The 14729-nt window shown below is 62.6% G+C and carries 12 protein-coding genes; 4 read left to right on the top strand and 8 right to left on the bottom strand.

Annotation, left to right across the window (positions count from 1 at the left end; genetic code table 11):
- Window positions 1-9 precede the first annotated feature (9 nt).
- On the bottom strand, window positions 10-1164 hold the full coding sequence (locus tag BLW55_RS15335; RefSeq protein ID WP_090330020.1) for an ABC transporter substrate-binding protein: 1155 nt from the start codon (window positions 1162-1164) through the stop codon (window positions 10-12).
- Window positions 1165-1195: 31 nt separating this feature from the next.
- Entirely contained in the window at window positions 1196-2977 is a 1782-nt protein-coding gene (locus BLW55_RS15330; RefSeq protein WP_090329371.1) for a branched-chain amino acid ABC transporter ATP-binding protein/permease, read from the bottom strand.
- A gap of 115 nt (window positions 2978-3092) precedes the next feature.
- Here BLW55_RS15330 and BLW55_RS15325 point away from each other — a divergent pair, with 115 nt between their 5' ends.
- From BLW55_RS15325 to BLW55_RS15315, 3 genes are read left to right on the top strand one after another with little or no spacing between them, the layout of a single operon-like run.
- Window positions 3093-3947, top strand: coding sequence for a MurR/RpiR family transcriptional regulator (locus tag BLW55_RS15325; RefSeq protein WP_090329370.1), 855 nt, complete (start codon window positions 3093-3095; stop codon window positions 3945-3947).
- Window positions 3937-5250, top strand: a complete 1314-nt coding sequence (locus tag BLW55_RS15320; RefSeq protein ID WP_244509094.1) for a glutamine synthetase family protein — start codon at window positions 3937-3939, stop codon at window positions 5248-5250. The genes BLW55_RS15325 and BLW55_RS15320 overlap by 11 nt, the downstream gene beginning before the upstream one ends.
- A gap of 26 nt (window positions 5251-5276) precedes the next feature.
- Window positions 5277-6593 (top strand): aspartate aminotransferase family protein, encoded by a 1317-nt coding sequence (locus tag BLW55_RS15315; RefSeq protein ID WP_090329368.1) that lies wholly within the window; start codon window positions 5277-5279, stop codon window positions 6591-6593.
- A 5-nt stretch (window positions 6594-6598) separates the two neighbouring features.
- Here BLW55_RS15315 and BLW55_RS15310 read toward each other — a convergent pair whose 3' ends face one another.
- The 4 genes from BLW55_RS15310 to BLW55_RS15295 all read right to left on the bottom strand — a co-directional run bounded on the left by BLW55_RS15310 (window position 6599) and on the right by BLW55_RS15295 (window position 11816).
- On the bottom strand, window positions 6599-7426 hold the full coding sequence (locus BLW55_RS15310; RefSeq protein ID WP_090329367.1) for an inositol monophosphatase family protein: 828 nt from the start codon (window positions 7424-7426) through the stop codon (window positions 6599-6601).
- Window positions 7423-8487, bottom strand: coding sequence for an ABC transporter ATP-binding protein (locus tag BLW55_RS15305; protein ID WP_065816465.1), 1065 nt, complete (start codon window positions 8485-8487; stop codon window positions 7423-7425). Before BLW55_RS15305 ends, BLW55_RS15310 begins: the two co-directional genes overlap by 4 nt.
- Window positions 8484-10715, bottom strand: coding sequence for an ABC transporter permease (locus tag BLW55_RS15300; RefSeq protein WP_090330019.1), 2232 nt, complete (start codon window positions 10713-10715; stop codon window positions 8484-8486). Before BLW55_RS15300 ends, BLW55_RS15305 begins: the two co-directional genes overlap by 4 nt.
- 72 nt (window positions 10716-10787) lie before the next feature.
- Window positions 10788-11816, bottom strand: a complete 1029-nt coding sequence (locus BLW55_RS15295; protein ID WP_007006894.1) for an ABC transporter substrate-binding protein — start codon at window positions 11814-11816, stop codon at window positions 10788-10790.
- Between the two features lie 202 nt (window positions 11817-12018).
- Here BLW55_RS15295 and BLW55_RS15290 point away from each other — a divergent pair, with 202 nt between their 5' ends.
- Window positions 12019-13035, top strand: a complete 1017-nt coding sequence (locus tag BLW55_RS15290; protein ID WP_090329366.1) for a LacI family DNA-binding transcriptional regulator — start codon at window positions 12019-12021, stop codon at window positions 13033-13035.
- Between the two features lie 9 nt (window positions 13036-13044).
- On the opposite strand, the gene BLW55_RS15285 is transcribed toward BLW55_RS15290, so the two are convergent.
- Both BLW55_RS15285 and BLW55_RS15280 read right to left on the bottom strand, forming a co-directional pair.
- Window positions 13045-13803, bottom strand: coding sequence for an iron ABC transporter ATP-binding protein (locus BLW55_RS15285; RefSeq protein WP_090329365.1), 759 nt, complete (start codon window positions 13801-13803; stop codon window positions 13045-13047).
- Complete coding sequence (locus tag BLW55_RS15280; RefSeq protein WP_244509177.1) at window positions 13800-14696, bottom strand: iron chelate uptake ABC transporter family permease subunit; 897 nt, start codon at window positions 14694-14696, stop codon at window positions 13800-13802. Before BLW55_RS15280 ends, BLW55_RS15285 begins: the two co-directional genes overlap by 4 nt.
- Between the last annotated feature and the right edge of the window lie 33 nt (window positions 14697-14729).

The following is a 14729-nucleotide window of genomic DNA, read 5'->3' as shown; positions in this document are numbered from 1 at the left end:
GTCATGATCTCACTGAACGCGGGGTTCGGGGATGAGGGAGGCGTCCGGCGTCGGCTGGCCGACCAGCTCACGCCCACCATCCTTCACCCGGATCAGGCTCACCTCGCGCAACGGCATGCCATCCGTGCCCTTGTAGGTGATGGTGCTCGTCGCACCCTGCACGTTCTCCAGATTGGCGATGGCATCGCGCAGCGTCTGCGCATCGGTGGAACCGTCCGCCGCGATCACTGCCGCCTCGATGACCTTGATGAGGTCGTAGCCAACCGCATTGAACACGGTTTCCGGTGCCTTGCCGTTCACCTCTTCGAACTTCTTGTTGAAAGCTTCCAGCGGGCTGCCCTCGGTCGGGTGACCTGCGGTGGTGAAGACGAGCCCTTCGGCCACGGCACCCAGCGAGAAAGTGGTCGGGCTGTCGATGCCGTCGGAACCGATCATCTGGCTTTCCACGCCCGCCGCGCGCAGCGCCTTCAACATGGAGGGGAAATCCGGCTCATAGGTCGAGGTCATGATCACGTCGGGCTGCGGATCGAGCGCCGCGATACGCGTTGCAATGGCCGAGAAATCCTGCTGGCCGATCGTGTGCGTGTCCTCGCCAAGCATCTTGCCGCCAAGCTTCTCGAACACTTCGGCGAAGTAGAGCGGCATGGTCGTGTACTGCGTGTCGGGCGAATAGATGATGTAGGCACTGCGGTGGCCCTCATCATAGGCCCATTTGGCAGAAACCGTGGCCTGCACATTGTCGCCGGGGAAGTTGGCGAACATGTAGTCGCCGCCGATCTGCGGCAGGGTGGGTGAGGAGGCGCAGGTGGAAATGGCCGGGATCTGCGCCTCGGTGATGACGCCAATCGCCGCCAGTGACGGGTCAGCATCGCAGGGCAGCACGATCACGGAGACGCCTTCATCCACCAGTTCCTGGGTGGCAATGGAGGTCTGCGCCGCGTCGGAACGCACATCCTTTTCCAGAAGCTCGATCTTGATCTTGCCATCGATGCCGCCGGCCTCGTTGATCTCGTCCACGGCGATGTGGATACCGTCGATAACGGGCGTGTCGAAGGGCGCGAGCGCGCCGGTCTGCGCGGTTGCGACGCCAACGCGCAGCGTTTCGGCCGCAGCCGGAAACGCCATCACACTGGCGAGAAGCGTGGATATGAGCAGCTTGTTCATGTCGGTTCCCTCTTTCTTTTTCATTCGTTTGTCAGGCGGCCTTGCCCGGCCCGAGATACGCCTCGATGACCGCCGGGTTCTCCCGGATGGCGGCCGGGGCGCCATCCGCAATGAGCTTTCCTTCGTTGAGCACGACGATGCGGTCGCACAGTTCGTTGATCAGTTTCAGATCGTGGTCGACGAGCACGACGCCCAGTCCCAGATCGGCAGAAAGCACCTTCAGCCGTTCGATCAGATCGTCGGTCTCCTCGCGGTTCATGCCGGCAGCCGGTTCATCGAGCAGAAGCAGCGTCGGTTCGCAGGCGAGCGCGCGCGCAATCTCCACCCGGCGCTGTTCACCATATGACAGCGTGCCCGCATCCTCGCCGGCGCGTTCCTCGATACCGAGGCGGGCGAGTGCTGCACCGGCCCGCTCCTCCGCATTCTTTCCGCCATGGGTGGAAAGGGCCGCCGCCAGAACGTTCTGATAGACGGTCAGCGTCGGGAACAGACGGATGTTCTGGAATGTGCGGGCGATGCCGGCGTCGGCAATCTTCTCCGATGCCACGCCGGTGAGAGACTTCGAGCCCAGCACCACATCGCCTTCGGTCGGCTTCAGCACGCCGGAGATGATGTTCAAAAGCGTCGTCTTGCCAGAGCCGTTGGGGCCGATAAGGCCCAGGATCTCGCCCGGATTGACGGAGATGCTCACATCGTCCACCGCGCGCAGGCCGCCGAACTGCATCGACACATGCTCGACTTTCAGCCGGTCGTCGCTCGTGCGTTTGCCAAGCGCCTCGGCCCGGCCCCGCTTCGGCCTGAACGGGAAAACGCGCTCTTCCCATTCCTTCAGCCCCATCACGCCTTCCGACATGCGGAACATGGCAAACAGGATGAGCAGGCCAATGCCGATCTGCGTCGTGCCAAATACGGCAGGCAGCTCGAAACCGCCAATGGAAAGACCGCTTTCGAAGCGGCGCAGGATTTCGGTGATCACCGTGATCAGGATCGTGCCGGAGATGGCGCCCGTCACCGTTGTCATGCCGCCGACGATGAGCATCGCCAGAAGCAGGAACGTGTCGTGGAAATAGAATTTCTTGGGGCTGAACGCGCCCAGAAAATGCGCGATCAGCGCACCTGAAAGCGCCATGATCGCAGCACTCAGAACCCATGAAACAAGGCGTTCGCGCTGCACATTGATGCCAACGGCCTTGGCCGCAATGGCGTTCTCACGGCCCGCCCTCAAGCGCAGGCCCGAAAGCGAATCGCGATACCAGCGCGCCGCGATCAGCGCGATCACGCAGGCCACCGCGGCGATAATCAGCGTCGTGTCGCGTGGAACGCCGAAAAAGGACTGCGCGCCGCGCGTCACATCGCGCCAGCCGATGATCACGCCATGCACGATCACCAGAAGCCCCAGCGTCGCAATCGAGGCGGCAGAGCCTTCAAGCCTGCCGATGGCAATGCCGATCAGAAGCGCAATCACTGCCGTCACCAGAACCGCGACGACAATGGCGGGAATGAGCGAGAGCTCGGTGGCCGCAAGCCAGTCAGGCAGCCCGCGCAGCGTCGCCATCTTCAGCCCCGCCGGCAGCGTCAGAAGGCCCGAAACATAAGCGCCAATGCCCATGAAGGCGACATGGCCAAAACTCAGGATTCCGCTGTTGCCGCTGTAGACGCCAATGCCCGTGACGGCGATGAGCGAGATGAAGAAAACAGTCAGCACACGCTCGGCAGCGGCACCGAAAAGACCGGCAACGACAACCCCCACCACCGCCAGAATAATTGTGGCGAGAGCGGCTGCAGTGAAATGCTGGCGCGATGACGTGAACATGAATTCCCCTCTGACTCCCTTCCTCTAGCTTTGATATTATTTTTTCATAGTCAACCAGAATTTTTCATATTGACTTATGATTTTCAAAATCGTCTCTTCGCCTCGGAGGAGATCAATGCAAGTCAGACAACGGCTGGAGAACCTGTCGAGCGAGCTCACGGCGACCGAAAGGAAGCTGTGCACCGCGCTGCTGCTCGATTATCCCTATGCAGGCCTCGACACGATCCAGGACCTCGCGAAGAAGACCGGCACCTCATCGCCGTCCATCTCGCGTTTCGTCACCAAGCTCGGCTTTCAGGGTTATCAGGATTTCCAGCGTCATCTGATCGACGAAATCCGCCAGTCGAACCGCTCGCCGCTCGATCTTCATGTGGGCGACCGCCCCATTCAGGGCGACTATCTGGAGGATTTCGTCTCCCGCGCCGTCAACCTCATTTCCGCCTCGGCATCCGCCATTACCAGCGCTCAGTTCGAGCGCGTCTGCGATCTTCTGGGCGATGAAAAGCGCAACGTCTATCTGATCGGTGGCCGCATAAGCGACGCCATCGCGCTTTACGTCTCGCGCCATCTGCGCCAGGTGCGCAGCGGCGTCTTTCACCTGCCGGCGGACCCGGAAATCTGGCCGGAATACATGCTTCGCATGCGCTCGAAAGACGTGCTGTTCATGGTGGACTACCGCCGCTATCAGCGCAATCTGGCCGAGCTTGCCCGCCGCGCCAGGGCGCAAAGCGGCGTCCAGATCGTTGTCCTGACCGACAAATGGATGTCACCCGCCGCCAACCACGCCAACGAGGTCTTCGCCACCCCCATCGAAAGCGGCACCGTCTGGGACAGCTATTCCGGCGCCATGGTGCTGATGGAGGCGATGCTGACCCGCATTGCCGAAACCAACTGGGACAAAACCCGCAAACGCATCGAAGCCTGGGACTCGCTCCGCTTCGATCATGGAGCACGCGACGATGATCAGTAATCCCTTGATGTTTGCCGCCACTTCGGACTTTTCCGGCGTGACGCGCGGCAAGGCCTTTCCGTTGAAGGAAATGGAAAAGCGCTTCCGCCAGGGCGTCGGCTGGACGCCCACCAATGTGCAGATCACCTGTTTCGACACGATTGCCGAGAGCCCGTTCGGCTCCTTTGGCGATCTGATCCTCGTGCCGGATGCCGACACGGCCGTCACGCTCGATCTCGAAGATGGCGGCCCTGTCGAGCGCTTCGTGCTTGGCGACATCCTCCATCTCGACGGCGATCCGTGGAGCTGCTGCACACGCTCCATTTTGAAAACCGCGCTGAAGCGGCTCGAAGATGTCTCCGGCCTGCGTCTTGTCGCCGCCTTCGAGCACGAATTCCAGTCCCGCAATCCCGCGCAAGGGCCGGGCGAAGCCTTCGGCCTTGCGAGCTTCGGCAAGCACCGCGCGTTCGGCGAAACGGTCATGGCCGCGCTTGAAGTGGCCGGTGTGAAGCCGGATACCTTCCTGAAGGAATACGGCACCGACCAGTTCGAGGTCACCAACGGGCCCGATCTCGGCGTCACCGCCGCGGACACCGCCGTCAAGGTGCGTGCGGTCACAAAGCTTGTCGGCGAGCGCATGGGCGAGCCCGTCACCTTCGTGCCGATCCGCGATCCCGCCGGCGTCGGCAATGGCGTCCATGTGCATATGAGCTTCGTCGATGAAAACGGCGCACCCGCCACCTACTACCCGGACGCACCGTGGGGCATGGCTGAAAAAACCGGCTCCTTCATCGCTGGCATCCTAAAATATATGGACAGCATTGTCGCGCTGACCGCACCTTCGGCCATTTCGTACACACGCCTCACGCCGCACCGCTGGAGCGCGGCCTTCAACAATCTGGGCTATCACGACCGCGAGGCCGCCGTGCGCATCTGCCCGGTGACGAGCGCCAGTGCGGAAAGCGCGGCAAAGCAGTATAATTTCGAGTATCGGGCAGCCGATGCCACCGCTTCCCCCTATCTGGTTCTCGCAGCCCTTGCCCATGCCGGTGCACAGGGCATTGAAGAAGGCCTTGCCGCACCGCAGGTCACGGAAGAAGACCTCTCCGAACTGCCGGCAGCAACGCTTGCCGAGCGCGGCTTGGTACGCCTGCCGCAGTCGCTCGGTGAAGCGCTGGATCGCCTCGAACGAAACCCGCGCGTGGCCGAGTGGATTGGCGCGGAAGCGCTCGACGTCTACCTCAAGCACAAGCGCGGCGAGCTTGCACAAACCGCCGATCTCTCCGAGGCGGAACGCTGCGCGCGCTACGAAGCCGTCTACTGATCAGCCGTCCAGGGGGGAGAACCAGAATGACCGGTCTCTACGAACGCGAAAGCCGCAGCGTTTCCACGCTCGCTCATCTGCGCTTTTTCCCGCAGGCGGTGACAGGCGGCAAGGGATCGATGCTGCGCGGCGATGATGGGCGCGACCTTCTCGACTTCGCCGCCTCCTGGGGGGCGGCCAGCCTCGGCCACGGGCACCCCGCGCTTGCCGACGCCGTCAACCGGGCGCTGACCGATCAGGCCGGCGCCAGCTACCTCTCCACCGCCAACGAGCCCAGCGTCCTCCTTGCCGAGAAACTGCTCTCGCTGGTGCCGGAGCGCGCCGCCGGCCGCGTCTGGTTCGGCCATTCCGGCTCGGACGCGAACGAAACCGTTGCCCGCGCCGTTGTTGCGGCAACCGGCCGCCCGCGCATCATCTCCTTCAAGGGTGCCTATCATGGCGGCACGGTCGGGTCCGTTGCTATTTCCGGGCACCCCGCACAGGGTGGCATCGAAAAGGCTTCCGGCCTCAGCCTTGTCCCCTATCCGGATTCCTATGCTTCGGGCAGCCCGGAAGCCGCATCGAAGGCAGCGCTCGCCCATATCGAAGAGCTCTTCGCCACCTCCGTCTCACCGCAGGACGTGGCAGCCTTCTTCATCGAGCCGATCCAGTCGGATGGCGGAATGCTTGTGCCACCACCGGGCTATTTCAGAGAGATCGAGCGGCTCTGCCGCAAGCACGGCATTCTGCTTGTCTGCGACGAGGTGAAGGTGGGTCTCGCCCGCACCGGACGCCTCCACGCGTTCGAGCACAGCGGCATCGAGCCCGACATCGTCGTGTTCGGCAAGGGGCTTGGCGGAGGCCTCCCCATATCGGCGGTCGTCGGCCCCGAAGCCATCATGAACCACGCCTCGACCTTTTCCTTCCAGACCCTGCATGGCAATCCGGTCTGCGCGTCGGCGGGCCTCGCCGTGCTTGAAACCATCGAGCGCGAAAATCTGGTCGCCAACGCCGCAAAGGTCGGCGACACGATGCTTTCCACCCTGCGCGCTTTGCAGGAAAAACACCCCCTCATCGGCCATGTGCGCGGCCACGGGCTTGCCATCGGCGTCGAGCTTGTCAGCGACCGCGAAGCCCGCACGCCCGCCATCGAGCAGACGGCGCTCACCGTCTACCGCGCCTTTCAGCTCGGGCTTGTCATCTACTATGTGGGCCTCAATTCCAACGTGCTGGAATTCACCCCGCCCCTGACAATGAGCGAGGACGAAGCCCTTCGCGGGATCGCCATTCTCGATCAGGCCTTAAGCGATGTGGAAGCCGGCAAGGTGGACCCGCAATTGCTGGAGCGCTTTGCCGGCTGGTAAGTGGGTCAGCTCTGGGCGATGGCCGAAATCTGCTCCAGTTCGGCATAGCTGCCGCCGGTGGCTGCAAGCACACGCGCCGGTGCGTGGAAGCCATCGCGCGGGAATGGCAGAACCGTGCCGCCGGCCTCGCTGACGAGGCAATAGCCTGCCATGCAATCCCAGGCATTCATGCTCGGCTCCGCATAGCCGACCAGACGGCCCGCCGCCACATAGGCTAGCATCAGCGCACCGGAACCGTTGCGTATGAACGTACCGCCGATCCTGAAAAGGCTTTCGACGATGCGCGCGGCATCCGCTGGCGCCACGCGATCATTGGAGCCAAGCCCCACCACGCCGTTGCGAAGATTGAGCTGGTCCGCAACACGGATCGGCTTTCCGTTCAGCGTTGCCCCACCGCCACGGCGGGCGCTGTAGCACTCGTCGAAGCAGGGCGCGACGATGACACCGAGCACCGGCTCGCCATCGACCGCGGCACCCACGGAAACACACCAGTTCGGCATGCCGTTCAGGAAGGCGCTTGTGCCATCGATCGGATCGATCACCCAGGTCAGCCCGCTCGTGCCTTCGGTCAGCCCGTATTCCTCGCCAAGCACGCCGTCTGAGCCAAAATGCTTTGCGATCTCGGCCCGGATCAGCTCTTCGACCTTCTTGTCAGCCTCGGAAACCAGATCCTGCGGGTTGCGCTTGGTCTCGATGACCAGTTCATCGCGCCGTGTGAAATAGTCGAGGGCGGCAGCCCCCGCAGCCTTTGCCATGGTCTCGGCAAAACCAAGCCGGTCGGCAAGGTCGGTATCGGAAAGGGACACGCGGTTCTCCTGAATGGTCATTGTCATGCGGTTATCAAGGCTATGCCGCGATCGCGGAAACCGATGGAAACATCGGTCGCCGGCGGCAGCGGGTCGGTCGTCGCATTGTCGACGACGAAGATTGTTCCGGATGCTAGTTCCACTTCATATTCGACATGGTCGCCGAGATAGGCCGAGCTCTGGATGCGGCCGGGCAGGCTGGCATCGCCGCCCGCCTCGAGGCGGATGGCGTTTGCCCTGACGGCCAGTTTTGCCGGCCCGGGACGTGCCGCCTTGCGTGTCGGCAGCGTGTGTCGCAAGCCGCCCACCTGAACCGTCGCGCGGCCCTCCGCGATGTCCAGCACTTCGCAGGCGAGCACATTGGCCTCGCCCATGAAGTCGGCGATGAACTCGGAGGCCGGCTCCTCATAGAGTTCGCGCGGCGGACCTTCCTGCGCAACCAGTCCGCTCTCCATAACCACGATCCGGTCGGAAACGGCCAAAGCTTCTTCCTGATCATGCGTCACATAGACGGCGGTGAATCCGAGCCGCTGCTGCAGCTCGCGGATTTCGGTGCGGACACGGCGGCGCAGCCTCGCGTCGAGATTGGACAAGGGCTCATCGAGCAGAAGCACCTGCGGCTCCAGCACCAGCGCGCGGGCAACGGCGACGCGCTGCTGCTGCCCGCCGGAAAGCTCCGCCGGCAGGCGCGCGCCATATCCTTCGAGCCCCACCAGCGCCAGGCCCGCATGCGCGTTCTCCCGCGCCTCCGCCTTCGACTGGCCGCCCGCCTCCAGCCCATAGGCCACATTGTCGAGCACGCTCATATGCGGGAACAGCGCATAGGACTGAAACACCATGGCGACATCGCGCTCATTGGCCGGCAGGCGCGTCACATCATGCCCGCCGATTTCGATCGTGCCCGCACTTGGCGTCTCCAGCCCGGCCAGCATGCGCAATGTGGTGGTCTTGCCGCAGCCCGAGGGGCCCAGAAGCGTCACCAGCGTGCCCGGCTCGATCTCCAGATCGAGATCGTGGATCGCCGTGAACGAACCGAAATCCTTGCGCACATTGCGAAAACGGACGGAACCACGTTGCGAATTGCTCATGCCTTTGCCTCCAGACTGGATCGGGCGCGTTTCTTCGCGGCCGGGCGACTGACTGCGTTTTCCCGTCTCAGCCGGCGCTCACCGACCAGAAGCTGGAACCCGCCTATCACGGTGATCATGACAAGGATGAGAACCGAGGAATAAGCGATGGCGATGCCGTATTCGCCGTTCTCCACCAGCCCCACGATATAGGCCGTTGCCATGTTGTACTTCGCGCTCACCAGGAAGATGACGGCGCTGATCGAGGTGATGGCCCGCACGAAGGAATAAACCAGTGCCGCCATGATCGCCGGCCGAAGCAGCGGCAGGATCACCCGTCGGATCGTGCGCGGGCTCCCTGCACCCAGCGTGATGGAGGCCTCGTCCAGGCTCTTGTCGAGCTGGCTCATCGCCGCCACGCCGCCGCGCACGCCCACCGGCATGTTGCGGAACACGAAGCAGGCAATCAGAATCAGCGCCGTGCCTGTCATTTCGATGGGCGGCAGGTTGAAGGCCATGATGTAACTGATGCCGATGACCGTGCCGGGGATGGCGAAGCTCATCATCAGCGCGAACTCGAAGGCATTCCGGCCAAAGAAATTCTGCCGCACGATGAGATAGGCCGTCAGCAGCCCCACCGCCGCCGTCAACGGCGCTGCGATCAGCGCGATTTCCATCGTGGTCCAGAAACTGTCCCAGGCCACGCCGGTCCACGCCAGCGCACCCTCGCGCCATTCGACCGAGAAGCCGCGTGCATAATGCTCCAGCGTCAGCGTGTGATCGAGGCCCCAGGTGGTGACGAAGCCGCCAAAGATGATCATGCCGTAGACCGCAAGCGTGAAGATGATCCACGGCACCACGATTGCATAAAGCAGGGCGACGAGTGGACCGGGCAACGCCGCGTGTTTTCCCGAATCCCCCTTGCCCGTCACTGTTGCGAAATTGCGCCCTGCGAGCCAGACCCGCTGCAACATGAAGGCGGAAAGCGTGAATGTCAGAAGGATGATCGCGAGCACTGCCGCGCGCGACGGATCTGTCTGCGCGCCGACCACGGCGAAGAATATCTCGGTCGACAGAACCCCGTGGCTTCCGCCAAGCACCAGCGGATTGCCGAAATCCGCCATGCTTTCGATGAAGCCGATCAGAAACGCGTTGGCGAGCCCCGGCGCCATTAGCGGCAGGGAGACCTTGCGGAAGGTGCGCCAGCGCCCGGCCCGCAATGTCTGCGAGGCCTCTTCCATGGATGGGCTCACGCCTTCCACCACACCGATGAGAACGAGGAAGGAGATGGGCGTGAAGGAAAGCACCTGAGCGATCCAGATGCCGGTCAGGCCATAAAGCCAGCGCCCGAGCTCGATCCCCGTCAGCGCCTCGATCCATCCGGTCACGAGCCCGGAGCGGCCAAGCATCATGGTCAGCGCAAGACCGATAACGAAAGGCGGCGTGATGATGGGCAGAACCGTGAGAAGCCTGAGACCCTTCTTTGCCGGAAAGCCCGTTCGCGTTGCCACCAGCGCGAAGGCGAGACCAAGCAGCGTCGAGGCGCTTGCCGTCATCACGGCCAGAAAGAGCGTCCGCCAGGCCACGCCGCACCGCGCCCCGCCGATCACGCAGTCGAGGCTCCAGATGGCCGGATCCTGAATGTTGCGAATGAAGCCGTCGGGATTGAAGGAGCCGTCGAAGTCCTGAAAGGAGCCGGCGAACATCGAAATTATGGGGTAGAAGACGAAGACGCCCACGAGCGCGATCAGAAGGATGATGGAGCCGACCGTGAAGGCGTCGCCCTTCATGGCTCCGCGTTCGGCCAGCCCGTAGGCGATGAAGGCCAGAAAGCCCAGTGAGAGAATGACCGCGCCCGCGCCAAAGGCCGGCTGGCCGGGGTCCAGCGGGCCGAACAGTGCATCGCCGATGCCCCAGGCCCACCCCCAGAAAGTGATGGCAAGCCCCTGCAGGGCCATGAAGCCGACCCCGATTGCTCCGATGAGAGCGAGTCGCGCTCCGCGCGCAGTTCCGGCGGGCATTGTAAACCGTGTGGCTATCGCTGCCGCGAACAGGGCGAAGGCGATTAAGAGCCAGAAGCGGCCCAGAAAGAGCTGCAGAAGTCCGGGATAGAGATCCGGTTCGCCTGCCATCTCCGCCACCCATTCAAGGGCGAAGAACCCGCCTTCAACCCTGTACCAGGGCAGAAGGCAAATTGCGGCAAGGCCGAGCCCGAACGTGAGGTCGAGCCGACGGTTTTCGCGCGTCATCATGTGCAGTCCTGTGCGTGAGAAGCGCCTCGGGTTCCGCCCCAATGGAACCCGAGGCTCCGGAACGCGAGATCAGTTGGCGATGGCGCCAACCTCACGATCCCAGCGTTCAAGCAGCGCCTTCCGCTTTTCCGAGCTGCCATAGGTGGTGAAGTCGTAGTCGATCAGCTTCACCTCGTCGAGGCTCGGCGCCTCTTCGGGCACCTCAGCCGAAGCATTTGACGGAATCTGGAACGACTTCGCTTCCTTCAGGAGCGACTGCACATCCGGCTTCAGCACCCAGTCATACCAGGTCTTGGCTTCTTCGACGTTGCGGGCGCGCTCGACAATCGACATGGAGCCGATCTCGTAGCCCGTGCCTTCACAGGGCGCGACAACGCCGACCGGGAAACCTTCGACCGCCTGCGAAACCGCATCATGCATGAAGACGATGCCGATCCCGGTCTCACCGCGGGCAGCAGCCTTCACCGGCGCGGAACCCGACTTGGTGTATTGCGAGACATTGTCGTTCATCTTCTTGAGGAACTCGAACGCCTCGTCTTCACCCATGAGCTGCACAAGAGTGGCCAGCGCTGTGTAGGCCGTGCCCGACGAGTTCGGGTTCGCCACCTGAATTTCGCCCTTCAGCGCCGGGTTCAGCAGATCCGCCCAGCATTTCGGCGGCTCGATGCCCTTTCCGGCCAACACCTCCTTGTTGTAGCCCCAGCCGAGTGCGCCGGAATAAACACCAACGGTCTTGTAGTCGGCACTTTCGGCCTGCTTGACCGCCCAGGGCAGAAGCTCATCCAGCATCGGCGACTTGTATGACATGGTCAGCCCGTCGGCCGCCGCCTGAAGATGCGGATCGCCGGTGCCTCCCCACCAGATATCCGTCTTCGGATTGCGCGCTTCCGCGCGAACCTTTGCATAGGCTTCGCCGGACGACAGCCGCACCATGGAAACGTCGATGTCGTGCTGGGCTTCGAACGTTTCGACGAGCAGTTCGCAGATCACCACATCTGCCGAGCAGATAAGGTTTAGTTCAGCCGCATTCGCCACGGCCTGCGACGCAAGAACCGAACCGGCAGCAAGCGCAGCCGTGGCCAGATAGTTTTTCCTCATTAAACCCTCCCTTGGTGCCTATCGATCTTTTTTGCACACGTGTGCAATGTTCATCCGGCTTTCCCTCGCTGTCAATGTGTTCGTCATAAAAATTTCACTTGAAATTATATTTTGAAACGAATGTTCTATTTTCCTTCCATGGAGCCGGGTTATAATCCACTCCGTCAAAGCCTGCATTCGGGGCCCGCATTCAGGAGCGAAAGTGCCGGGACGCAAGATCTCTGTCAGCGCAAAGGACGTGGCCGCACGCGCCGGTGTTTCACGAGCAGCGGTCTCCCGCACGTTCACCCCCGGAGCGAGCGTTTCGCAAGAAACCCGCAGCAAGGTTCTCGAAGCTGCGGAGGCACTTGGGTATCAGGTCAACCACCTGGCCCGTGGCCTCACCAGCCAGAAGACGGGCATCGTCGCGCTGATCGGGGCTGACCTGGCCACTCCCTATCGTTCCGAGCTGATCCGCGTTCTGACCGAACGGCTACAGGCCTCCGGTCGCGTGGCAATCCTCATCAACACCGACCGTTCCGACTCGACAGTCGATGTGGCGCTGCAACAGGCGATCCGCTACCGGGCCGAGGCTGCCGTGGTGCTTTCGGGCATGCCGGAAAGGTCGATCAGCGAACTCTGCCATCGAAACGGGTTACGGCTCGTTCTCATCAACCGGGACGATGCACACACCGGCTCGGTGCAGATCCGGCTCAATGATGCCGAAGCGGCGCGGGTGGCACTGGATTCGTTTCTGCGTGCGGGATGTCGCCGCCTGGCGCTCGCCTCGTCACAGGCCGGCACGCCAAGTCTTCTCGATCGGGAGAACGGTTTTCTTGCCGAGGCCGAAAAGCGCGGTCTCCCCGTGCTGTGCGAGCGGCTTGGCCCGACCAGCTATGAAAGCGGCCTCGCTCTCGGGGAGCGGCTTCTGGTGCGGGCGGAGCGGCCCGACGCGGTGTTCTGCACCACCGACCTCCTCGCATGCGGGGTGATGGATGCTGCCCGACACCGTTTTGCTCTCTCAATCCCGGACGACCTCTCGGTCATCGGGTTCGACGACATCGAGCAGGCCAGCTGGAATGCTTACGAGCTAACGACCTTCCGGCAACCGGTTGAAGAGATTGGCGCCGCCGCAGTCGACTGGCTTTCCGATCGCGACGCGGCCGATGGCTCCCGCATCATCCACCTTACCGCGCCCATGTCCTGGCGCAAATCTGTGCGCGGCGGCAATGGAAAATAGCGGCTGTTCCTAGAGATAGTGCAGGCCCAGCCTGTGCCCTTCCACTTCCCGCACCTGCACCACCGTATCGTAGATGTCCTGCAACACTGCTTCCTGCATCAGGTCACCCGCCCCGCCCTGCAGCATCACGCGTCCGTCACGCATCGCCACCACATGATCGGCATAGATGGAGGCGAAGTTGATGTCGTGGATCACCACAGTGATGGATTTGGCGAGTTCGTCGGCGGTGCGCCGCAGGAGCTTCATCATCGCCGCTGCATGTTTCATATCGAGGCTGTTGAGCGGTTCGTCGAGCAGCACATATTTCGTGTCCTGCGCCAGCACCATGGCGACAAAGGCGCGCTGGCGTTGTCCGCCCGAGAGCTCGTCCAGAAACCGGTTCCGCAGATCATCCAGCCCGAGATAGGAGATCGCCTCGTCGATGTGCCGCTCGTCTTCGACGGTCGGGCGGCCACCCGAGTGCGGAAACCGGCCGAAGGCGACCAGTTCACTCACCGTCAGTCGCATGCCGACCTGATTGTTCTGCTTCAGGATCGCCAGCCGCTTTGCAAGCACCGCACCCGGCGTTTCCTGCACGTCGAGCCCGTCGACCAGCACCCGGCCCGATGTCGACGGGATCAGCCGCGCCACCATCGACAGAAGCGTCGACTTGCCCGCACCGTTCGGGCCCACGATCGCGGTTATGCCGCTCTCCGGCAGGGCGAGACTGACGTCGTCGACAACCGTTGCGTCATCATAGCGCTTGGTGAGATTCTGGATTTCAATCATCGTTTCAGATTCCGGTAAAGCAGCAGCATGAAGGCGAGGCCGCCGGTAAATTCAATGATGACACTGAGCGCGGTGTCGAAGCCGAACACGCGCTCCATCACGGTCTGCCCACCCACCAACGCTATGACCGCGACCAGCGTCGCGGCCGGCAGCGTGTATTTATGCCGGTCCGTGCCCACCGCCTGATAGGCAAGACTGGCCACCAGCAGGCCGAAGAACGTGACGGGGCCGACGAGAGCGGTCGATACGGAGACAAGAACCGCGATCACGGCAAAGAGCATCATGACCACACTCCGATAGTCGATGCCGAGATTGATCGCCGCATCGCGTCCCAGCATCAGTACATCCAGCTTGGCCAGCAGACGACGGCTCACCCAGGCCGTAACCAGCACAATCACCGCTGAGACCGCCAGCAACTGCCGGTCGATCGCATTGAAGCTGGCAAACAGCATGTCCTGCAAAGCGATGAACTCATTGGGATCGAGAATGCGCTGCATCATGTGCGAGAGACTGCGGAAGAAGACACCGAACACCAGCCCCGCAAGCACCACAAGATGCAGGCTGCGCTGGCGACTGAGAAACAGCCAGTGAAAGAGCGCCATCGACATGGCCACCATGAGCACCGTCTCCAGCACGAAGCGGAGACGGATGTCGACATTCGCCAGGTCTCGCGTGCCGAGAAAGAAGACCAGCGCGGTCTGGAGCGCCACATAGAGGGAATCGAACCCCATCACCGCAGGGGTCAAAATCCGGTTCTGCGTGACGGTCTGGAACAGCACAGTCGCGGTCGCCACCGCATAGGCGACCAGAACGAGGCCAAGCAGCTTTCCACCACGAAAAGGCAGCACGAAATCCCAGTTGCCTCTCGCGCCCACGGTCATGAAGGCCGCCATCGCCGCGATTGCGCCAAGGGCGAGAACGGCCAG

Source organism: Nitratireductor aquibiodomus, from assembly GCF_900105565.1.
Classification (GTDB): Bacteria; Pseudomonadota; Alphaproteobacteria; order Rhizobiales; family Rhizobiaceae; genus Nitratireductor; species Nitratireductor aquibiodomus.
This window is presented reverse-complemented; position numbering and strand designations above follow the sequence as displayed.

Coding starts and splice junctions, on each gene's coding strand:
- BLW55_RS15335 (WP_090330020.1), bottom strand. CDS start 1,164: ATGAACAAGCTGCTCATATCCACGCTTCTCGCCAGTGTGATGGCGTTT.
- BLW55_RS15330 (WP_090329371.1), bottom strand. CDS start 2,977: ATGTTCACGTCATCGCGCCAGCATTTCACTGCAGCCGCTCTCGCCACA.
- BLW55_RS15325 (WP_090329370.1), top strand. CDS start 3,093: ATGCAAGTCAGACAACGGCTGGAGAACCTGTCGAGCGAGCTCACGGCG.
- BLW55_RS15320 (WP_244509094.1), top strand. CDS start 3,937: ATGATCAGTAATCCCTTGATGTTTGCCGCCACTTCGGACTTTTCCGGC.
- BLW55_RS15315 (WP_090329368.1), top strand. CDS start 5,277: ATGACCGGTCTCTACGAACGCGAAAGCCGCAGCGTTTCCACGCTCGCT.
- BLW55_RS15310 (WP_090329367.1), bottom strand. CDS start 7,426: ATGACAATGACCATTCAGGAGAACCGCGTGTCCCTTTCCGATACCGAC.
- BLW55_RS15305 (WP_065816465.1), bottom strand. CDS start 8,487: ATGAGCAATTCGCAACGTGGTTCCGTCCGTTTTCGCAATGTGCGCAAG.
- BLW55_RS15300 (WP_090330019.1), bottom strand. CDS start 10,715: ATGACGCGCGAAAACCGTCGGCTCGACCTCACGTTCGGGCTCGGCCTT.
- BLW55_RS15295 (WP_007006894.1), bottom strand. CDS start 11,816: ATGAGGAAAAACTATCTGGCCACGGCTGCGCTTGCTGCCGGTTCGGTT.
- BLW55_RS15285 (WP_090329365.1), bottom strand. CDS start 13,803: ATGATTGAAATCCAGAATCTCACCAAGCGCTATGATGACGCAACGGTT.
- BLW55_RS15280 (WP_244509177.1), bottom strand. CDS start 14,696: ATGGCGGCCTTCATGACCGTGGGCGCGAGAGGCAACTGGGATTTCGTG.